This window comes from Xanthomonas hortorum (assembly GCF_011305375.1).
In the GTDB taxonomy this organism is placed as follows: Bacteria; Pseudomonadota; Gammaproteobacteria; order Xanthomonadales; family Xanthomonadaceae; genus Xanthomonas; species Xanthomonas hortorum_E.
Genome location: NZ_VCME01000026.1, coordinates 13,568 through 34,993, shown reverse-complemented (window position 1 = coordinate 34,993; position 21,426 = coordinate 13,568). Strand labels below are relative to the sequence as shown.

The following is a 21,426-nucleotide window of genomic DNA, read 5'->3' as shown; positions in this document are numbered from 1 at the left end:
TGGCTCGCGTCAAGTTCGTGCCGGCTTGAAAATTTGGGATCCCTCGAAATCGAAAAGATCTGAAAAACAAGGCTTAAAAGAAAGAAGCAAGAGCGCACTTATGCAATGTTTCACATTGCGCGCGCAAAGGGCTCCGCCCCTTGGACCCCAAGCGCTCCGCGCTTGCGCAAATCAAAAGCCACGGCATAAAGAGAGCAACCTCATCCGGAGCTCTGCATGGCCATCTACCACTCTCGCGTCAAAGTTTTTAGTCGTTCCCGCGGCGACTCTGCTGTGGCCGCAGCCGCTTATCGGGCTGGCCTGCTTCTTATCGATCACCTCACCGGCCAGCGTCACGACTACCGCCGACGAGGTGGAGTCGTGACATCCGAGTGTCTCGCTCCCCAGGACGCGCCCGACTGGGCGCTCGTCCCGGCCGAGCTCTGGCAAAAGGCCGAGGCGGCGGAGAACCGAAAAAACTCGGTCGTGGCCCGCGAGTTCGAGGTGGCGTTGCCGCACGAGCTCAATGACGAACAACGGTCCGATCTCGCTGTGGCCATTGGGCAAGCCCTGGTCGCCCGCTACGGGTTTGCTGTGCAAGCCAGCATCCACTCCCCGGGCTCACGGGATGGGCTGAACCATCACGTCCATCTGCTGGCCACTACGCGTCGGCTGACCAGCGAGGGCTTCGCCGAGAAAACGAGGGAGCTGGACGGCGGAGCGTCGGGGAAGATCGAGATCGAGTGGATCCGCCAAGCCATTGCATTCACCATCAACGAGCACTTGGCCGCTGCCGGCATCGATGCTCGGGTCGACCACCGCCGCCTGGAGGTCCAAGCAGAGGAGGCTCTGGCTCGCGGGGACTGGGCCGAAGCCATGGTGCTGTCCCGCCAGCCCACAAAGCACGTAGGCAAGACGGCCACAGCACTGGCCCGCAAGGGAGTGATGACTGAGCGTGCCGCCGAGAATGCGCGCATCGTGCGAGACAACGAGAAAGCTTTCGAACAACTGCTAGCCCAAGCTGAGCGGGAGGGCAGGGCGACTCTGGGCTCCGCTGGTCATAGCCACGACCGGGCGCAGCGCGACCGTCGACACAGGGTTGGCTCCACAAAAGACCTTCCGTCTTCTGTGCCGGGTTTGGAGATCCACGGGCTTCGAGGCATGCGCCTGTCCGAAGCGCTTGGTTGGTCTGCAGAAGAGATGGAACCTCGACCAATGCGCTCCATCGGTGAGTTGGTCATGGAAGCGGCTCGTGACCTTGCAGAGATCCTCTCGACTCGGTCCGACCTGGTGTTGGTGGCAACCCAGCGACTGTTGCGGAACTGGACGGCGCAAACGGCGACGTTTGTCGACAACGCCGACCTTCGCCGAGGACTTGATGGGCTGGTCGAACGACTGGGCCGCCTCAAGCGCAGCATGGTGAAGTTCGCCCAACGAACCAGCGCCTTGGGGCGTGCGAAGAAGCTCTTCCACCTAGCTGAGCAGGCATGGGAGCAGTTCAACGGCGACCATCCCCGTCCCGATGGCGAGTGGTCCTCTCAAGAATGGGAAAAGCGACGAGGACGGCGGTTGGCCGTGCTGGAAAAACGAACAGCCGAACTGGCGACAGCCCGGGCAGCGGTCTCCGAGCAGCGGTGGAACGACTACGAGAACGAGATTGAGATCCGCGCGGCTCAAGTGGAACAGTGGAGCGAAGCGATGCTCGCAAGTCCAGAGCCTGAAATCGTCCATGGCTCTGTTGCATCTATCGACGCTACTCCAGCCATGCCCAAGCCTTCGCCGATGCCAGTGCCTGTTCCGCAACCAACACGCCGGCGCCCGCGGCCCTGATGGATATCGAAAGCCCCGCAAGTGCGGGGCTTTTTTTTATGGGGTCCTTAGTGCCGGGGACGAGGGCGGAGATCTATCCGCTCGATCCCAATGGGCTCCTTGGGGCGGGGGACGTCCTCCTTGTTTTTCTTCTTCTTGCGCGCCTCTCGCCACTCCTCGATTGAAGCAGGCATGGTCGGCACGACGCTGCGATCGACAGCCGCTCGTTTGACGAGGATGGGTTGAGAAGGTGCCATGGCTGACGCCTGGGTTTGACTTGCCGGCCCTGGCGCGCCGAGCCGTAGCAACTCTGTAGCCAAATCGAGTGAGTATTGGATGTCCTCCACTTGGTTAGGGGGTAAGCGTGTGGTGTGTTGCTGGAGGAGGTGGCCGAGCAGGCGGCTGGCGACTTGGATTTGCGTTTGGTGGTGCATGGGTGCTCCTGTGTTGGGTAAGCCCTCATCCAACCAAGAAACGGTGCTTACGCAAGAGCTCGCTTGTGGCTGCATTTCACAAATTTGAATACGCGAAGAAATTCGATGGCAGTTATGCCAATTGACGAATAGGAAAGATTTCAACTGGGTCGGCGTCGCCGATTTGTCGTTTGTAGAAGCACATGGCCGCTGAGGCAACGGGAGCAATCACGCCGTATCGGCGGGCTCTGGCTTGTGCGCGATGCTGACCGACCAGCCGCCGGTCTCCTCCCGTTGCGTGGTCAGCAGGTCGTAGGTTTTCACCATGTTGAGCAGACCGGAGTGGCCGTAGAGGTTGGGTGAGAAAGACGGGTCAGTGCGTTTGAGGTATTGGCCCAGTGCTCCCAATCCAACCTTGCCTTCAGAGGTGTCTCCCGTCAGCAGGGTGACGGCTTCAACCAAGAACCGAGGGCGGCGCTTGGGTAGCGGCTTGGCTTCAGCGCGGGGCGCTTCTTCTTTCGCCGCCTCCGATTTCAGGACAGGAAGTTCATTGCCCTGGACTTCGGGTGCTGCCGCTTCCTTGGCCTTCCGGTCCCATTCGAAGAACTGGTCGCAGGCGTTGCGCAAAGCATCCGGGGTCTTGGGCTCGCCCACGATGAAGACCGTTGCCCCACGCTCCCGGAGCTTGCGGCAGAGGTAGGAAAAGTCGGAGTCGCTGGTGACCAAGCAGAACGTGTCGGCTCGGCTGTCGAACAGTGCCTCCAAAGCGTCTAGTGCCAGAGCGATGTCTGCGGTGTTCTTGCCGGAGGCGTATTGGTATTGAAGGCATGGAGTGAACGCCTGGCGGACCAGAACTTCCTGCCACTTGTTGGCGAGCGTGTTGTGGTTGCCATACCCACGGCGAAGCACGACCCGACCGAACTGCGCCACCATGAGTAACGCGTGTTCCACGATGTCGGTCGGCACGTTGTCGCAGTCGACCAATACAGCCACGCGAGATTCGTGCGGGAGGTTTGAGTTGCTCATGTTTGCGCGTCCCTAGGAAGCAATCCGAGCATCCATACCGGTATGCTCACGTAGCAAATAGAGCAATCCACCGCCGTCTATGAGTTCCAGAGGCTTGTTTTTGACGAAGTTGAAGGCGTCTGGCCCATAGCCACTGGTGCACACCAAGATGCCTTTGCTCGCTCCCTCGTTTTGCATGGTTCCATAGAGATCTCGAACAGCACTAATACCCACTGTGTCGCGATACCGTTTTGCTTGGATAACCACCTTCCCACCGAGCACCGGACGGGTATCGAAGGCCACTGCATCCACGCCTCCATCGCGAGAGTTGCGGGTGAGCTTAGTGTCGAGGCCCATCTTCGAAAACAGATTCGCCACCAGCACCTCAAACTCTCCTGGAGTCAGTTCTAGCAGATTAGGCCGCGATTCGAGTGTGGAGAGCACATCCCCCTGCTCGATGAAGCGCTTATCCACCATGTCGAAGTCGATGATAGGTTTGATTGCTTGGAGCTCGTCTGGACGATTGGAGACCTGGGCGCCTAAGTTCCGAAGGCACGGGATCTTCTCTACACGTTCCAAGCGGAGTTCCAGAAACGCTATCTTTGTTGTGCGAACTGAAACCACCGGGACTCGCAACTCGCGGCCGCTCGCGGGGTCGTGCGTGTCGATCATGCCGTTGAAGGTGACCAGCGATAAAGCGTTCGCTTGATCTGCCTCGAAAACTTCGTGCAGGGTTCGAAGCGCAATTGAAGCAATGATGTCCTGATAGAGTGCTTTGATCTCCGCCGGCTTACGGGCCTTGGATTCAATGAGATCCTTCGTCTTGACGTAGCGGTATTCAGCATCTGCAGGAATCGTTGATATTTCTGGTAAATCGTATTCGATGACAAGCTCGGACGAGTCCTGGCCATAAGCAAGTTTGAAGACCTGGGGGAAGCCCTCGGACGGATATTCTGAGCGTGTCAAAACCATCTCGTTGTAGGCCACGATCGCATCGGCATCGTGCGCCATGTAGGCCGATTGGAGAGCATCTATCTCGGTGTCGCGACGTTTGACATCGGCTTCGTAGACTGCTCGTTCCTTTTCGTATTTGGCCTTCAGTCCGGCAACACGATTGCTTTTGGCTCTTTCTTTTTCTTCAAAATCGTTCAGCACGAGCCTATGCGCCGCTGTTGCTTTCGCTACAGCTGCGGCATGGCGACCAGAGGCACCCGGAATGAACCGATAGATGCCCGTGGGGAGCGGAACTGGCTGCATCTCGGGAGGGCGAGCAGGTTGCAGATCCTTTGGTGTCTCGAACCGTTCAAAAGGCTCGACATGCCGAAGACTTGCAAAGTCGATGGTGTCGTCATGAGACAGCGTATGGGCAAGGATTCCACGCAAGTCCTCCATGCGGTCGGCAAGCTCTGCGTTGAGGTCATCCACCTCTCCCTGGCGGTCATCGAGGTATTCCGCTTTGGCTCGCTTAGCCGATTCTTTTTGTTCACGGTCGAACGCACGTTGATCGCGGACTTGCTGTGCCGCAGCCATGCGAGCATGGCGCTCCAATTGCCTAAAATGCGTTTGACGCATGCGCTCCTGCCGCTTGCGTTCCCTCTCAGCGCTTGCCGCAGCTCGTCCAGCTGCGCGGATGAATCCTTCCAAGCCTGTCCGTCTCCCCATACCTTCCCCCTTGTTTTGTCTGATCTTGAAAGCGTTGCGAGTACCATCCTATCGTTGCTCAACGCAGCTTTAGATTCAGCGCACTAAATTTCCCAGCGGCTGACCAAAGTGAGCGATTACCAATCACGTAAACGGCTTCCTTGGCTCGGGTGACTGCGACGTTGAGCAGGTTCGGCGTCGAACCGGCCCATTGCCGGGCGCCATTTTGGCCAGGGTCCGGGGCCCCTAGAACGATGATGACGGCCTCCGCCTCTCTTCCTTGGACAGTGTGGACGGTGCCAATCCGCTCGGATGGCCACTTGGAGGCATTTTCCACCCAGCCTTGCAAGACGCCGTCCTGCTTCACCAGCTCTCGAAGGCCATCTTGAACGGCGACAAAGGGCGTGACGATGTAGAGATCAGGGAGAACCGCGTTGTTTCTCAACGTCCTGAGAAAAAGCAACAGTTGCTGGCCTTCCTCCGGTGAGAACTTGTCCCGCGCACTTCCAAGCACGTCTATCCAATGGGAGTTGCCCAAGACATCTCGAATGCTCGAGCCCTTAGGGGGCTTTGCCTGGACCATCAACCCGCCATAAGCAATTGTGTTGGAAATCTCGAACATCGGCGACGCACACCGACGGTGGACGAGCAGGGGAGATCCCACCGTCCGGAATCCACCGGCCGTATCGAACGTGGCGCAATAGTCTCCAGCCTCGTCGGCCAAGGTTTGAGCCGACGCATTTGGGGCTCCGAATTTGTCAGGGTCGGCATCAAACTCGCGAAGGACGGCAGCAGTCAGCACGTCAGGCAGCGGAACGACTGGCTCAACTTGCTGCGGATCGCCCACGACCACTGCTCGCTGACATCGAAGCAGGGCACCTACGACTGCTTGCGGCGTCGCTTGCCCTGCTTCATCCACCAGCAGCCAGCCAAAGGTTTCCTGGGGAAGACGTCCCAACATTCGCTCGACGGAAGCAAACGTTGTTGAAATGACCGGCACGACCAGGAACAAGCTGCTCCATAGATGTCCGCTCAAGTGCTGTCGGTCTGGTGGAATGTTGAAGTTTCCTCCGACCAAGGCGTTGATGTTATGGAGAAGGGGCTTAGCTGCTGCGTCGATGAAGGCCCGATGCACTTCCATTGCTGCTTCGAAGACCTCCATTCGAAGCTTCTGTAGCTCACTGTCCAGCCAGGGCACGGCCAGCTGCTTCTGCTCGTGCGGCAGTGAAAGGAAATGCTCGTCCAGCACGTGAGCTCCAGCGCCGATCTGCACCTCGTGGCACTGCTGCTCCGTCGCTTCGCGTTTCTTACGGGCCTTTTCGAGTTCCTGTGAAGCAATCACTGCTTGCTGCCCAGCTGCCCGCGCCAAACCATCTGCCTTGGATTGGGCTTCTACAGCGACGCCTTTCGCCGTCTTTGCGATGTCAGCCTGATGTTTGAGAGGCCCATGCGTGACCTCCCAAGATTTGGCGGACTGGGCACCAAAAAGACGCCTTAGACTGAAAAAACTAGGTCGCTTTTGCGCATGATGGGACAGCGCGGTCTCACACTGCTGTAGCGCCAAAGTTGCGGTCTGTGTATCTCGAACCAAGGCAGCAAGCAGCGACTGTGCCTGGTTGGCATGACTGGACGCCTCCAGATGTTGTTGGCGTTTTTCCTTCTCGTCTTCCCGCAGCTTGGGTAGTTGGATCAAGGCGCGTCGCAAGCTTTCCAGCTGAGACAACCGCGTGGAGCACGCACTGGAGAGTTGCTTGAAATGCTTTCGAGCACGCTCCCAGCGGTCTTGGGCTTCCTTTGGAGTAGATGGCGCACCGCAAAGTTCGGCCAGGCTCTCGGGAGACCCCTCTTCACGCGGTGCGATGCCGCTGACCTGTTTGAGGTAGCGTTCAAGGGAGCGTGGCGAGTCTCCCCAAAATTTCTTTCGGAACGCAGACCGATTGGATGCATTGCCGAGGACCGCTGTCATCAACCCCCATGCCTCTCGGTCCAATAGATCAGAAGCCAACGGCGCGAAATAGCGCAGGGGGGAGTCGCCGGGAATCGCTTGCAGCGATGGCATTTCTGCACTGACGTTCTCGACTGCCTTGTTGTTCGAGCTGGCAACGATCATCTCGAATCCCCGCAAGCTGGCATCCAGCGCGTGAAGCTCCTGGGTCTCTCCCTTGGTCCTCTTTGTCCAACCGACTTTAAAAGCTTGGGTCGGGTCGGTGAACGCGCACATGGCTGTGGCTCGGCGAGTCAGTAAATCCGCCACAATGTCCCGCAGCAGTGTGCTTTTTCCCGTCCCAGGTGGGCCATTGACGCCTAAAATCCCGGGGCCTCCGGACAAACGCCCCGCCGAGTTGACAGCAGCCTGCTGTAACAGGGCAGGGGTATGCGATGCAGGGGTGGGCCATCGACCCAGTGGCACATCGGCTGGAGCCAACGAAGCTTCCAGGGCGGCATCGTCTTTCAATAAGTCCCGTCGTGCTGCTGGCTTCTGGCTGCCCAGATAGAGAGACAACGCTTTGGGGAGTTCGCCTTTGTTGGCGATCTCTCGTGCCTTGGCCAAGTCGCGCAGGTAAAAGCTATTGAGAAGAAGCGGATCTGGAACAATCCGCAACGTGTAGTAGAGGTAATGGGCAACAGCGAATGTCGGGCCGCTTACTTGGTGTCCGGATAACCCAAGGGTGTCTACCAGCCAGGAAGAAGCGCGTTGTAGCGCTTCCCACGTCAGTGGAACTGGGGTCTCTGTTGATGAAACGCCCAACTGCTTGGTGAGGCCTTCGATCAGCCGCGGTTCTTGTTGGGTCCAGGCAGCCAGATCCTTGAGCGACCCTCCCAGGGCGACAGGCAAGCCCCATCCGAACGCGGACAGCGAGACGGGTGCCTCTCCAGCAAGGATTCCTTCCTTGTCCACAAGCAACGAGGCAAGAACAACGTCACCTTTAACGCTCGGGCGTTCAAGACGGGAGTCTTTGAAGCGGTCTATCAATGCAGCGAAAGCGGGCGCGGCAGGAATGGTTGCCAAAACGATGTGGAAATAAATCTTCTGCCTGGGGCGCGAGCTCGCAGGCCCTCTGTCCCAAGGCAGGCGGCCATCGCTGATAGAAACAATGGCTCGGTCCCCCTTCGCCAGGTCGGTAGGGCGGTCATACGTCTGCGGTGACAGCACCTCCAGTGCAGACCACGAAGCAAGCACATCCTTGGGGCGATTGGCATAAATTTTTGGGCGGTGTGCCGAGTCAGGCGGAGCCACGGGTGGAGACCAGAGCCTGTCCCCATCTCCGGTGGCACCTTCGGCCTGCGATGGGGGTTCAGGACGTTCTTGCTCAGCTTCCGGGCTCAAGCGAGCCAAGGTCTGCATCACCTCGACCTCCAACTCTTTTGCCCGTGCAGTTCTTCTAAACCCTAGTTCGGTCGCAATGGCGAGCAATACCGGGGAGGCATTCTGGGAAGTGGAAAACAGTTCCTCGAGCTGATCGATGGAGCTGGAAAGATAGGGACGGCTCATCCTTGACTCGGTGGTGATTTGGCTTCGGTCCAGTTTACGCAGAGGAGCGGTGCCAGCGTCGATCTACCTCACAGGCAAGCGGGCGCTAGCAATCGGGCCAAGCCGAAGGCTATGATCGAGGAAACATTGACAGGAAACCTGCCGAGCACGCTTTCTGCAACGGATTGAATGGGTTAAGTAGGAGGTGATCCGATCCCACTCTCTCCGCCAAATCAAGGCGCGTTGTTGCTTGACCACAGCGTTAAGATTTTCTCGAGATCCCGAAGATCCGAGAAGGACGCAAGCCGGGACATCTTCGACGTCTTGGCAAGACAGACGCAGGCCACTGTTGCCGAATGTGCTGTCACTTTCGTGCCCAATCTAGGCGGGTGGTTCGGCTATAAACGCGTCCGGCAGCAAGGTAGCTGAGTTCAGCCTCTATCCAAAGCGCTCAATGCGCTGTTGACGACTTTATAGAGCCACATCCGTCTTACGATTCCAAAAATTTATCTGGTCAAGAGCGCAGTTCATCCATTAACCGGTTGGTGTTCTTGAAGCAGGCGTGCGCATGGCGGCCAATCTCGATCTGTTCGACTGAAGCATCGAAGAACCCATCTCCGACGCTTACCTCAAGCCGCTTGTGTGGTGTTGGGCAGCACGATCCCCCGGCTGGAAAGCAGGCTGACCGAATTGCGGAACACGTAGAGAATCAGGTCATAGTCGATCGAGCTGCTGTCGGGAATCACGACGACGCAATCGATTTGTTTGTGCTCGGGCGGAATCGTGTCCGCGAACTGCACGGAGAAGTCGTTGGATCCCATGGCGAAGGTGCCGGATGGGTCCGGGTAGCGCGAGCGTGCGACGATGACGAAGTAGGGCGTGCATGTGGCGAAATTCATCGGGCGTGCGGGCGTGCTGACAGGCGTGTTATTGATGGAGTACGTCGCGGCCGAGGCGCTGATGTTTGCGATATAGACTTTGCCCGTCATTGCATCCTCCGATAGCGCATGGGTGTCACTCCGGTGGTCTTGCATCGCGACTGCCCGCAAGCCGGTGGCGGCCCGGCGTGTCGGCTGGGTCGCCGCCGGTCCACATTACGTTTGCTGCTGGAACGTGGCGGTCTGCATTCCGCCACCTGGCGCGTGCACCAGCTCTACTAAGATTCCGGGCGGATAATTCGGGTCCGAGATGCTGTAGGTGTTGCCGACCACCAGATCCCGGTTGGGATACGGCGCGATATGCGAGACGAGGTACTGGGTCGGGTTGCCGGCCTGGACCACGATGTTGTTGCCGCTTGCGATGGCGCGGAAGCCGGGGATTTGCTTCACGGTGGTAGGCATGATGCGGTTCCTTCAATGATGCGAGGCGGAACGGGCGGCCTCGCTACGCCCTCGGCGTCGGAGCTGTCGTTGGCGTTCATGGGGGGGGGGCTTCCACCCGCCCGGCGGAACCTGGATCTCCAGCTCGGGCGCAAGCACGATCGGTACTTGAGTGCCTTCCACATTGGCGAACAACGTGACGTCCAGACGCAGCAGTGCGACGTCGGTGGATGGCTGCATGATCGCCAACCAGCGCGCGCAGTCGTTGGCCAATTGTCCGGCCAGCACAGGCAGCGTCACGGCATCATCCGAGACGGCTTGCGCGTCATCGCTGGTGAGTCGCACGTCGGTGGCCAGCAAAATCGGCATGTCGCTCCACAGGCCGGTGCCACCTTGTGCTGGCGCGGCGATCTGGTAGCTATACGTGGCAGCGATTTTGAGCAGGCGTTCCTTGGCCGCTGCGCTGGTGGCCTCGGCGAGCGGCGCCAACGCGTTTTCGATTGCGTCGGCCAGTGCGTCGCCGGAGCCGAAGGTGCAGCGCGGTACGGTGATGATCGGCACCACTGGCGAGGCGAACGAGACCTCCGGCGTCCGGTAGATCAGGGCGGGATTGGTCCTTACGCCGTTGGCGCTGGCAAGATTGGCGTTGCGGACGATCCACCAGGTCGAGTAGCCGGTCTGGCGCGTGGCGATGTCCAGGTTCTCCCAGACGAAGTCGAGGGTGCCGGTGGCTGCTTCGGGCAACGCCGCGTAGGCGTAGGTCGCCATGAACCAGCACGCCGTGTCGTCGGGTGCAGCCGCGCCAGCGGGTGACACCTCGCCGTGCATCTGGCCATTAATGGCTGGCCAGACGATGCTTGAGGCATCGCATTGGCCGTTCGCATACGCACCCTGGGCGAACAGCTGTACGGTTTTCTGTTCGTCGAACGCATGCGAAAGATTCAAGACGTAGCCCGTGCTCGACTGCGCTACCGGTGCGTTGGCGAGCAGCACCCGGGCTGCATCGCCGGGCGGGCCGCGCCATGCCGCCCATGCAGCGGTGACATGGCCGATCTGATCGAGCAGTGCGCCGATCACCTGCTGTGGTGTCGGCATGCCCACATGTGCGTCGAACGCACTCTGCTGCACCGCCAGCACGGCGGGCCGCAACACCGGCCAGGCGGCCATGAACGCGGCCAACGCCTCGAACACGGCTTCGATGGTGCCGAGCTCGGAGAGTTGCCGGCCGCGCAGCGTGCCGCTCACTGGCCGGTTATAGGTCAGCGTCAGCCACAGTTCGTCCTGCGCTTCCTGCTCGGCCAGCACGAGCCGGGTCGAGTAATCCCATTGCAACGCGGTGGTGGCCGAGGCGGTGAAACTAACCGGCGTTGTCTGTTCGGCGCGCTGCGTCTGCAGCACCGGCGAGGCGGGAAACGCGCGCACCGGCACCGGTGCGTCGATCGCACCAAGCGGCATGGACAGCGGATCGTTGGGAAGCTCGAGCACGAAGCGCAGCCATTGCGACGGCGTATAGCCGAATGCCGCTTGCGTGTCGTCGATCAGATGCTCGACGAAACGTGCGCCGTAGGTCAGGTCCAGATGCAGGTTGGCATCGTTGCCCGCGTGCGCGGCCGTCACCAGGAAATTGAGCAGGCCAGGCGTGGACGCGGTAGCTGTGGCAATCGGCAGCTTTGCGCTGCTGATGCTGCAGGAGGAGGGTAGGGTTTCGGTCGGGCCACTTGCCTTAGCGCTGGCAGTGAGGCCACCGAAGAAACGCGGTGGCAGCGTGCACGCTTCTGCGGTGTTGGCCACGAAGACGTCGGCCGGCATTTGTACGATCGAGGAGACTGCGTAGGCGGTCGAGAGTGCGGCCAGTACGCTTTGTTCGAATTGATCCTGCGCGGCGGCAAGATCGCCGCCGGAAAGCGCTGGGAACACCGGGCCGACACCGCGCGCGAGCGCTTTTGCCAGGGTGGCTTTATGCCCCATCAGCGTCTGGTAGGCGGCACCGTCGAGCGCGGCGAGCGCGGCGCAGTTTGCCGGCGCGAGCAGTTCGTCGAATGCGGATAAAAAGCTCTGCGCCCAGGCATCGACATCCACGCCACTGAAGGTCTGCGTGGTGTAGGTCGGCAGGAGCGTATCGGGATTGTAGACAGGCACCTGGGCGGGACCAGACATCAGCTTGGTGTTGAGCGGCAGCAGGGTGAAGTAGCTGGCCGCGTCCTGGCGGAACTGCACATGGATGCCGTGGGTCTTGCTCCAGCGCATGCCCCATAGCGAGGCCCCGCCGTCGCCGGTTGCCGGGCTGTCGGCTGCTGTGCGCACGGCGAGCCGGGTGGTGCCGTCGGCGCCATCGAAACCCGCGAAGCTGGCCTCGAACTGGCTGGCAAACCAGGCCAGGCCGACATCTTCCACCGGGGCCGTGCCGCTGGCAGCAGCGCGCTGGCGTGCGCGGGCAGTGCCCTGCGACGGCGGGTCGAGATCGGCGGCCAGCGGCATCGCCACCGACACCGCGCGCGGCATGCCAGTGCGGGCTACCTCGTCGACCAACTCGGGCGGTCGGGCGAAGGTGAGCGTGACCGTTACCGCAAACAAATCATCGCCGCGATTTGCCAGATCGGTCTTGTCGAAGGGGAGCTGCAGCAGCAGGCTTTTGGGCGTTGCCGTGCCGCCGCCGAGCGCGTTGCTCAACTGCTGCACGATGTCGTTTGCGAACGCAGTCAGCGCCTGCTTGATGGCGCTACCGTCGCCGAGTTCGCCGCCGTTGGAGGGCAACACCGATTGGGTGAGCGTCACGCAGGTATGCGGATCTGCCAATTGCGCGGCCACGGTGGCATAGCGACCGAGTGCTGCGCGAATCTGCTGCTGGGCGCGGTCGTCGTCGGTTGCGGTCGCACCAGTTGCCAGGCCATGTACGCGCACGTGGGCCAGCGCCGGATCGGTGCGGATCACAAGGCTGGGGTCGAACTGCATCGACAAGCCCAGCTGGCTAGGCTTGTCCAGCTGGCCGGGTTCGAAGCGATAGGCGCAGCGCACGCCAGGCCATTCCATTGGCGCGAGCAGCGCATCGTTGTAAAGCACCGGGAAGTCGGTGGTAAAGGTGTCGGTCGCGCCGTCGAGCGCGTTGCCGAACACGTCGTTCACGCGCAGCGTCAGATTCGGCTTGCCGCCGATCGCCGCGTAGGGCAACGGCGTGCTGCTGACCAGTCCATTCTGGGTGACGAAGCGATAGGCAGGCACCACTTGCCGATAGCTCTGCTGGGCCGCGTCGAAGCTGTCCGGGCGCGCAGCGTTGGCCGCGTCCTCCCCGGCGCTGTCGGACGACGGGCTCAGCGCCAGACTCCACAGCGAGGTGCCGAACGGAACCGCGCTGTCGGCCTCTGCGCCGTCGATGCGGAACTGCAGCAGGTGATAGAGGGCGGCGATCCAGTCGGCGTCGTACAGCGTGCCGGCTTCGCGCGCGAGCATCGTGTTGGCAAGCGACCAGTCGGCCACAAAGCCAAGACAGCCGGGTGGATAGGACGGCTGGTAGTGCAGCAGCGGCGTGCCTGCGGCGTCGGCGACGCCGAGATACAGCGTGCCGTCCACGCTGCCCTGTGGCGCGAGCGCGAACGCGTTGTGCCAGGGCTGGAATGTGGTCGAGGCGGGGAAGCTCACCAGCAGCGTAAGGGTGGCGGTGTCGCCGTTGGCAATGCCGTCGGTGGGCGCCGGTTGCCCTTTGGGGGTGAAGATACGCACCGGTAGCGGTTGGCCGCTGACGTCTGCGTAGCGCAGGAAATAGCCATCCGACTGGGTGACGCTGACTTCCCAGATCAATTGCAGAAGCGCTTCGAGGCGCTGCTGGTTTTCCGGGGCGTCGGGGTGTTGCGGATCGGGGAAAAGTGTCGACACCGGGCCGAGTGGGTCGTCGCCCGCGCGCAGCAAGGTCTGGCGCATCGGCACATTCGCAAGCGCCGGTTCGCTGCTTGTCGACAGGTTGGTCTTTGCCAGCAATATCGGTTGCGCGGACAACGCGATTGCGTCGGACTGGTAGCCGGTGGTGGTGGCGTCGTAGAGCACCGAAAGCGTTGCGCCGGCCAGTGCTTGCGCGCTCAGTAAGGCATGGATGCGCTCGCGCGTGGCGTCGTCTGCACCGCCGATGCGGTAGATATCGGTGTAATACGGATTCGCAGGGCCGCCGTCGCCATCCACACTGCCGGCTGCGGCGCGATTCACTAGCCAGATCGGCACCTGGATCATCAGGGCCGGGTTGACCTGCTGCAGGCAGGCCGGGTCCGAGGTCTGCGGCCTGCCGGTCTGGACCGTCAAGGTGAGCGGCGCGCTGGCCGACTGCTGCAGCACCGCCGGCGGCAGCGGCACTACGAAGCGTGCTGGCGCGTCTGGTGCTGTCCAGGGCAGGCGATCGCGCGCGGCATACCAGACGGCCTCGCCATGCACCGGCGGGATCGGCGCCACGCTGACGGTTGCAGCTGCGGCAAGCGCCAGGCCGCGTCGGCTCCACAGCGGGCAGGGCACCGGTGGCACAGCTTCGACGGGCATCGTTGAGGTGACGCTGCTGCCGCCACCGGCGAATTTCACCGGAATTGCCGCCACCGCGCCGAGCGGGGCGGGTGCAAGCGAGAGGGTCGCCGAGACACTGGTGGGCGGCTCGCTTGCGTTGTTCGCAATTGCGAACTGCTGCCCGTTGAGCGCGTAGCCGGCGGCAATGTCGAGCGTGGATAGATCGACCTTCTCGATATCTGCTGGCGTCGTGGCCGGGTCGGGAAGGCGCATGCCGTTCATCAGGTAGCGCGAGGTCATGCCCCCCAGGGTGCGCGTCAGCGCGGTGTCCGGCAGTGCGCCGGGTTGCCCCGTCTCGCGCTCTGCGTCGGCGAGGCTGCTCGCCATCTGGCGGCACAGCGTGAGGAAGTAATCGTCGAACATGTAAGCCGTCAGCGACGGACCCTGCGGCGCGTCGCCGTCGGCTGCGCCGAAGCGTGCCGCGCCGCGCAGGTCGGGGTTGTCGGTCAGCACGCTGAGCGAGAGCTGGGCGAAATAGGCCTCGACGGCCTGACGGTAATCCGGATAGGTGCGCGCGTGGTCGGCGAACACCAGCGGCGTATCCTGTCCGGTCAAGCTCATCTGCAGCGCGTCGAACATCGGGAACATCGCCCAGTCGCCGTCCTCGCGATGCACGCTCAGATCGATCGGATTGAGCGTGAAGCGGACGTCGGTGGACAGGCAACCGGTCAGCGTCTTATCCCACTCGGCAGGTGGCAAAGCGCGGCCTTGTCCCAGGTTCGCGATCACCTGGGCCCAACTGCCGGTACCGTTGGACCAGGTGCGCAAGAGCCATGATGCGAGCGCGCCGACCAGCATCTCGAGCGCGCTCAAGTGCGCGGCGTCGCTGGCGCCGGGCGCACCGATGATCAGCGTCGCCACGCCGACTGCGCTGCCGACGTCAGCCGTATACACCACCGACGGCTGCAGGAGGAACGACAGCGCCACCTCGACCGGCTCGACCGGCGGACTTGCGTGCCATGCGGTCCGGGCCAGCGGTGCGGTGGCAGCACGCAGCCGCTGACGATGGGCGAGCAGACTGCGCTCATGCTGTTCGATGCCGCGATGCGCCCAGTCGTTCATGCCATGGAAGGCGGGATCGAGCGGTCCATCCAGGCTGGCCGGGGTGCCGCCGGTGATCTCGAAAGAGGTGGAAATTGTGGTGTGGAAGCCCACCGAGATCGTGACGAACAGGATCTTCAGGCGTGCCTCGGCGTCCACGCGCGCGGTGACGTTGATGACCGTGCCGTAGCCGGTTTCGAATGCGATGCCGGCAACCACCGAGAGCCGCACAAGCACCGAGAGTTTGACCACGCTCAGATCGACCTCGCCCTGCAACTGCCCGACGATGCCGACGGTGGCGGCGAACCAGAAATAATCGGGCGTCTTCGAAACCGAGCCGCCATCCGCCGCGTCGCGCCATGCCAGGATGCCCTGGAAGGTGCCCTGCGCGGTCAGCGACAGCGACGCCGAGAATGGGCCCGCACTGATCGAACGCCCGACCCCGAACCACATCGCCAGACCGAAGGTCACAATCGGGTTGTAGCTGACCACGTCGGTGACCGCCGCCGAGCCGATTGCCTTCAGCGCGGCGGTGGCGCTGGCTGGATTGTCGCCGCTGCGCAGCTTGCCGAAGTAGAAGCCGCAGCCGCCGGTGAAGATGTAGACCTGCACGCCGATCGAATCGTCGCCGAGCGGCCAGCCGACGCTGACCTTGAAGTCGCCATTGGTGTAGATCCAGATCTTGAACGAGGGCAGCGTGAGCGCCACCGCGCCGAGGTTGATCTGACGGAACTGCGTGGGCATCGTCAGCGCGCCGTAATACACGCCAAGATGTGGGCCGAGTTTTTGGTACAGGATTTCGAACAGCAGTCCTTTGAACTGGTCGGCCGAGCAGGTGATTTCCAGTCCATAGAGCACTGGATCGTTGAAGACGGCACGGATGTCCCAGCCACGCACCAGGATGTGTGCGGCCACGAACCAGTCGCGCGATGCGTCGTAATACGTGCCCAGGCTATCCAGCAGTTGCCGCGGGTCGTTGGTGGTGAACGTCGATTCGAGTTCGGTAAACATCGCCGCAATCGGATCGTCCTTGGTCATATCCGCGCGCGGGCCGAAGCGCTGGCCCAGGCCCAGATACTTCACCTGGAAATTGCTGCCGCCCTGCGCGGGGACCGGGAACGGATAGTTGACGACCGAGGTCTTCGCGTCATCGTCCAGCGGTGCTGCGATCGTCGTTGCCGGTTGGATCCCTGCCGCGAGCAAACGCGTCTGCATAAACGCGTCCTGCTCCGAAAACGCCACGCGTGCACTGACCGCCAGCCCATCCTTGGACGTGTCGTAACCGACGATCAGATCGTAGACGGTGAATTTCGGCTCGATGGTGACCGGGCCATAGCTGCCGCCGAGCCGGATGCCGTAGCCATCGTCGTCGTACAGTTGCACCACCAGTTGTACTGCCGTCACCTCGCCGATCGACACAGTGAGATATGGCGCGATCTGCACCTCGAAGATCTTGCTCCATGGCAGCGAGGCGCTCAGATGCGCAATCTGCCCGACCGCATCGATCCCCAGCATCTTGGCGATCTGTTCGATCACCGTGCCCAGGCTCAGCGGCGGCTGCCGCGGCGATGGCCCCACCACGAATTGGGCAGGGCCATCGCCGAACGCAAAGCCGAATTGCAGGCCATAGCCGGCCGCATCGGCATCGACGAGTGCGTGCGATGCCGACGGCAGCAGCAAGGTGGCTTGTACGCCTAGCGTGAACCTGCTCATGGGCGGCGCGTCAGCTGTTGGACTTGGGCGTTTCGTTACTGGCGCCGAACATCGCGCCTTCGATCGACAGCAAGCCCGGAATCAGCGGGATGCCCTGGCCGTCAGGCCACACCGCCGACATCGCAAGTGTGTACAGGGTGGACTGGTCGGGGGAGGCCGTGCCCGGTACCTTTATGTGGAATTGATCGACGGCCACGTCGAGCGTGGTGAGCTTGCTCATGATGCTGTCCAGCGGTGCCGGCAATTGGTCGGCGCTGGGCAGGTCGATGTTGAACTGCGTCTTGAACCATGCCGCAAAGTCGTCCAGCGTGCCGAGATCGACCGGCGCGGGCAGCGTGAACTCGATTCCGTTGGTCTTGGCGTTGGCGATGTCGTCGGTCGATACCGGCACCATGGTGCCGTGCAGATTGAAGTTCAGGCCGAAGACCAGATGCGTGCTCGGCGGGGTCGGCGGATCAGCGGCGACCACGGCGGCGGCCTTGCGCGACAGTTGCTTGCTCATGGGTGGTTCTCCTGGGTGCGGCACTGCGGTGGGTGATGGGCGCGGGAGGCAACGGGTGGGTGCCGCCGCTGAGGACCTGGGCATCGACGATCCCTTCGAGGATCGCCGCGACCGGGTAGGTGGTGCTGCCAGTGGCGAGGTAGAGCACGCCGGTGGCCGGATCCTTGCGCACGCTGATGGCGATTGCCCACAGTGCCGCCAGCGGCGTGCCGGCGGCCATCGCGACGGGCAGGTTCCACCCGTAGACGTCGTTGAGCGCTTGCATCAGCACAGGAACACTGCGTGCGGCGAGAATCGGATCGGTGTCGGTCATGGCGTCTGCGTCGCAGCCAGGCTCCAGCCCAGATTGCCGCCGCCCGGATCATTGGCGTCGGCAAACAGGATGAAATCGGCAAGTACCTTCGGCGGCAGCGTGATACCGAACACGCTGAGTGCCACGTTGTTGAACATCAGCACGTAGGCCGGCCCATTCTTTGTCTTCACCAGCCCCAGGTTGGCCGCCGAGAAGGTCGTCTTGAGCAGGCCTTGCAGGTTGAAGCCGAAGGCGCCGGCAGTGACCTGCGGCAACTGCACGAACAGCGCGACGCCGTCGTCGTCGGGCGTGTAGGTGCTCGCACCCCAGGCGACGATCAGCGAGGCATCGAGCGATGCATGGGCATCGGCCAGCGCGCCGAGCGCGCCGAGCGGCAGCGCGAATTGCAGGGCATACAGCGGCTTGGAGGTCACATACGCGACCTGCGTGGGCATCGGCGCAACGCCACCGCCGCCTGGCACGCTGGCAGCGACGCCGGTCAGCGCCGGCACCTGCACGGGCAACGCGCCCAGCGCCTTGATATCCAGGCCCGCCTCGTCGTGCAGGATCGCCTGCAGCGTGAGCGGCAGCATGCGCACCAGTGCGCCGGGCCGCCGTCCGCTGCGATCGTCCGTTGCCCGAAGCCCCGAGAAATCCACCGTGATCTGCGGCAGCCCGATGCGCTTGCCGTCGGCGTCGAGCTGACAGCTGATGCCAAACGCCAGGCTTGTCAGCGCCACACCGGTGGTGGTCGTGCCGGGTGCGGCACCGGGCAGGCCGTACGAGAACAGGTCGAGCCCGGTCACGCCAGGAAACGGATCGGCCGCGAACGCGAGCGTGCCGCTCAGTGCAAAGCGCGAGGTGATGGTGGTGCCGGCATCGGCATCGGCGGGGACGGACGGGACGGAGGCAATCGGCACCAGGCTGGCGCCACTGACCTGGAAGGTATCGATCACCCGGATGCGTGAGCGGTCCGGGTTGAACGCGAAGCTGCCGTGCTGGCCGCCGTCGAACGTCACCGTGCCGACCTCGCCGTGCCGCTGATAACGGCCCGCCACTACCACGGTGTTGGGCGGCACGTCGGCGGTGGCATCCGCGCCAGTCAGCGTGACCGCACGGCCGAACAGCGTGTTGATGGTCATTCCCACCCGACAATTGAACTGGGTGACGAGCGACTGGTTGATCGCCACCGACAGCTCCTCCACGACGAATGCGTAGTCCGGCGGCGTCTGGTCCGAGTGCGGCGCGGCCGGCTCGCGTTTGAATATCGCAGTCGCCGCATGGTGATAGATCACCCCGAACAGCGCGCTTTCGCTGATCTGCGGCTCCTGGTCGGCGCCGTCGCTGATGCGGTTGACCTGCACCCCGAAGTGATGGGCGCTCAGCTGCCCGTCGATGCCGGCCAGCAGCATCTGCAGATCGTCCGGCATGCCGTTGCCATTGAGCGGTGCATTGAAGGCAAGCATGCCGGTCCAGCCGGGATCGGCGGCCTTGGTGCGGAAATCGGCGAACGGGTCGTCGTCATCGCTGCTCGCCTTTTCTGCAACAGCCAGCGCATCGATCAGCACAGACTGCGTGTCGGTTACGCGCGTAGCGTCGCCGATGAAATAGTCCGTGTTGGCCCAACTCTCCGGCGCACGGATCAGCTCGGCCAGGCTCTGTGTCGTTGCGTACTTGAAGACTAGGACGGTGCGCCAGCGATCGGTTGCGTCGACGTCGGGCGCGATCTCGAAGTTGAAGCCTGCCACCGCGATCATGCGGGTGATGTTCGGGAACCGGCTCCAATCGTTGAGCACCAGAAACAGTTGTTCGCGCATCAAGGTGCTGGCCAACTGCGCGTCCACCACGCCGGTTGCAGGATCGGCGTCGAACGACAGCGTCTGCTCCGCACTGCGTGCGAGCAATAGCGACTGCCAGGTGCCGGCCTGCACCTCGGGCGCCTGCGCGGCGGCAATGCCGGCCCGCGTTGAATGCGTTGCCGAGTTGAGCTGGACCAGCAGCCCTTGCGGTGTGGAAGTGCGGGTGCCGGGCAAGGGCGCGCCCTGTTCGCCAACGAACACCGGGCGATCAGGCGTGCTACCGCGGATCAGCGCGCCGCGCAGGCCGGCGATCACCTGTTTCTCGTAGCCAGCCAGCAGCTGAGCGTCCTGTACGGTCGCGTCGGCGAGCGCGAACACGCCGCCGTACTGCACCATCGGAAACGCCACCGGGATCTCGTCACTCTTCGTCGTCGATGCGAGCGTGGAGACGAGCGCAGACACCGCAGCCGGATAGCGCATGTCCGGGGAGACCGCGCCGCGCCCGAAATTGACCGACGCGCCAGGTTGCGCGTAGTAGCCGCGCATGGCGGCGGCTGCGCCTGGACGAAACCGTACCCACGAGGTGGCAAATGGCCCGTCGAGCAATGGCTTGGTGTCGGCGCCATCGGCCAGCGTCATGCGCCGTTCCATGGCGGTGCCAAACGCCGTTGAGCAGGCCGGCATCGATGGCACGAAATCGAGAATGTCGCCGTCTGCGACGCGCAGGTATTCGGTGCCGAGCGTGCCGCAGGAAAGCTTCGCCGCACCGCCCGGTACCGTCAGCACGAACGGGCCAAGTGGGGCGAGATAGGCTGCCGGCGCTTGCGCAGCGCCGGGCCGTGCAGCCGGATAGAGCCCGGCCGGCGAACCGTTGGACGGCACGCTCGGTGCCAGTGTCACCAGATCGCCAGACACGGTACGGCCGAACGACGAGGCCAGGTTGTCCAGCCGCTGCGGCCGGAACAGGAAACGGGTGCGTGTCCCGTCTAGCGGTGCGAGCGGATCCATCTCGCAGTCCAGCAGAAACGCCGGCCAGTCGTTGGCGGGCAGCGGCGGTAGCGGCGGTAGCACCGGATAGCGCAGTTGCGCAAACCCCTGCGGCGCCTGCGGGTCCGGATGGAAGTAGCGCAGCTCGCCGCCTTGCAGGCCGGGCGCCTGCGGATCGTCGGCGAACAGCCCGAACAGGTTGTATGGATCCCACGCTGCGGTGAAGCCCAGCAGGCCGGCCGCGGCCGGATCGAACGACAGCGACACCCTGTAGGCGTCTGGCGAGAGCGGCGTGCCCTGGCCGGAGTCGCGTAGCAGGGCGATGCCATCGCCCACGAAGGTGGCCTGCCCGGTCTCTTCTGACAGCGTCCATTGCGTACCGCTCGGTAGCACCAGATCGACATGACCGAACGGCAGCGAGCCGTTGCTGCCCGCCACCTGCCCGCTGGTGGGCGAGAAGTAGAACAGCGGTACGCTCGCGCAGGCCCAGGATTGCGGCGGCGCCGCTTGCCATAGCCAGGCCACCCCACGCAGCGTGGCGTAAGGCGGCGTGAGCCCGAGGGTTTGTGCGATGTCGGCCGGCTCCGCCGGCAGTGCCTGCGATTGCGGATGGAACAGGAAATAGCCGGGCTGTTGCCAGGCTTGCGACAAGCTCAACTCCTGCGGCGCCTGCTCGTCTCGCCGGACGCCAATCTGCGATGCGCCGGCACCGCCCGGCAGCAGCAAAAAGCCTGCCTGGACGGGCGCGACACCAACGGCCTGATCCACGGCGGCCGAATAGAGCGCAAAGCCGGCAGCGTCGAGCGCGATCCGAGTGAAGATCATGTCTGCCATGGCGTGCATCGGTGAGCTGATCTCCGGTGAGCCGCGACGTACCTCGATCCGAGTGCGCCGACGGACGCAATGACGACGATC

Annotated in this window: 11 protein-coding genes; 1 reads left to right on the top strand and 10 read right to left on the bottom strand. The window is 62.8% G+C overall.

Annotation, left to right across the window (positions count from 1 at the left end):
* The first annotated feature begins 216 nt into the window (after positions 1-216).
* Entirely contained in the window at positions 217-1,809 is a 1,593-nt protein-coding gene (gene mobQ, locus FFY45_RS19730; protein WP_176341738.1) for a MobQ family relaxase, read from the top strand.
* Positions 1,810-1,856: 47 nt separating this feature from the next.
* Here the strand turns inward: mobQ and FFY45_RS19725 are convergent, their stop codons facing one another.
* The 10 genes from FFY45_RS19725 to FFY45_RS19680 form a co-directional block, all read right to left on the bottom strand.
* Positions 1,857-2,222: a hypothetical protein gene (locus FFY45_RS19725; RefSeq protein ID WP_176341737.1), complete on the bottom strand. Its 366-nt coding sequence runs from the start codon at positions 2,220-2,222 to the stop codon at positions 1,857-1,859.
* A gap of 207 nt (positions 2,223-2,429) precedes the next feature.
* Entirely contained in the window at positions 2,430-3,227 is a 798-nt protein-coding gene (locus FFY45_RS19720; protein WP_055828817.1) for an NYN domain-containing protein, read from the bottom strand.
* A gap of 12 nt (positions 3,228-3,239) precedes the next feature.
* Positions 3,240-4,850, bottom strand: coding sequence for a restriction endonuclease (locus tag FFY45_RS19715; RefSeq protein ID WP_217902675.1), 1,611 nt, complete (start codon positions 4,848-4,850; stop codon positions 3,240-3,242).
* A 76-nt stretch (positions 4,851-4,926) separates the two neighbouring features.
* Positions 4,927-8,340 carry a DEAD/DEAH box helicase gene (locus tag FFY45_RS19710; RefSeq protein ID WP_255172089.1) on the bottom strand — a complete coding sequence of 1,138 codons (3,414 nt, stop codon included), beginning with the start codon at positions 8,338-8,340 and terminating at the stop codon, positions 4,927-4,929.
* Between the two features lie 608 nt (positions 8,341-8,948).
* On the bottom strand, positions 8,949-9,308 hold the full coding sequence (locus FFY45_RS19705; RefSeq protein WP_176341735.1) for a hypothetical protein: 360 nt from the start codon (positions 9,306-9,308) through the stop codon (positions 8,949-8,951).
* 105 nt (positions 9,309-9,413) lie between these two features.
* The gene (locus tag FFY45_RS19700) at positions 9,414-9,659 is read right to left on the bottom strand and encodes a hypothetical protein (protein WP_176341734.1); all 246 of its coding nucleotides are present in this window, start codon (positions 9,657-9,659) and stop codon (positions 9,414-9,416) included.
* 12 nt (positions 9,660-9,671) lie between these two features.
* Positions 9,672-16,931 (bottom strand): hypothetical protein, encoded by a 7,260-nt coding sequence (locus tag FFY45_RS19695; RefSeq protein WP_176341733.1) that lies wholly within the window; start codon positions 16,929-16,931, stop codon positions 9,672-9,674.
* Positions 16,932-16,941: 10 nt separating this feature from the next.
* The gene (locus FFY45_RS19690; RefSeq protein WP_176341732.1) at positions 16,942-17,433 is read right to left on the bottom strand and encodes a hypothetical protein; all 492 of its coding nucleotides are present in this window, start codon (positions 17,431-17,433) and stop codon (positions 16,942-16,944) included.
* Positions 17,387-17,746 (bottom strand): hypothetical protein, encoded by a 360-nt coding sequence (locus FFY45_RS19685; protein ID WP_176341731.1) that lies wholly within the window; start codon positions 17,744-17,746, stop codon positions 17,387-17,389. Before FFY45_RS19685 ends, FFY45_RS19690 begins: the two co-directional genes overlap by 47 nt.
* Entirely contained in the window at positions 17,743-21,345 is a 3,603-nt protein-coding gene (locus FFY45_RS19680) for a hypothetical protein (protein ID WP_176341730.1), read from the bottom strand. The genes FFY45_RS19685 and FFY45_RS19680 overlap by 4 nt, the downstream gene beginning before the upstream one ends.
* Between the last annotated feature and the right edge of the window lie 81 nt (positions 21,346-21,426).

What these genes read in the sequence shown, in the direction of transcription:
- FFY45_RS19710 (WP_255172089.1), bottom strand. Translation starts at nt 8,340, where the DNA reads ATGAGCCGTCCCTATCTTTCCAGCTCCATCGATCAGCTCGAGGAACTG.
- FFY45_RS19700 (WP_176341734.1), bottom strand. Translation starts at nt 9,659, where the DNA reads ATGCCTACCACCGTGAAGCAAATCCCCGGCTTCCGCGCCATCGCAAGC.
- FFY45_RS19695 (WP_176341733.1), bottom strand. Translation starts at nt 16,931, where the DNA reads ATGAGCAGGTTCACGCTAGGCGTACAAGCCACCTTGCTGCTGCCGTCG.
- FFY45_RS19690 (WP_176341732.1), bottom strand. Translation starts at nt 17,433, where the DNA reads ATGAGCAAGCAACTGTCGCGCAAGGCCGCCGCCGTGGTCGCCGCTGAT.
- FFY45_RS19725 (WP_176341737.1), bottom strand. Translation starts at nt 2,222, where the DNA reads ATGCACCACCAAACGCAAATCCAAGTCGCCAGCCGCCTGCTCGGCCAC.
- FFY45_RS19685 (WP_176341731.1), bottom strand. Translation starts at nt 17,746, where the DNA reads ATGACCGACACCGATCCGATTCTCGCCGCACGCAGTGTTCCTGTGCTG.
- mobQ (WP_176341738.1), top strand. Translation starts at nt 217, where the DNA reads ATGGCCATCTACCACTCTCGCGTCAAAGTTTTTAGTCGTTCCCGCGGC.
- FFY45_RS19680 (WP_176341730.1), bottom strand. Translation starts at nt 21,345, where the DNA reads ATGGCAGACATGATCTTCACTCGGATCGCGCTCGACGCTGCCGGCTTT.
- FFY45_RS19705 (WP_176341735.1), bottom strand. Translation starts at nt 9,308, where the DNA reads ATGACGGGCAAAGTCTATATCGCAAACATCAGCGCCTCGGCCGCGACG.
- FFY45_RS19720 (WP_055828817.1), bottom strand. Translation starts at nt 3,227, where the DNA reads ATGAGCAACTCAAACCTCCCGCACGAATCTCGCGTGGCTGTATTGGTC.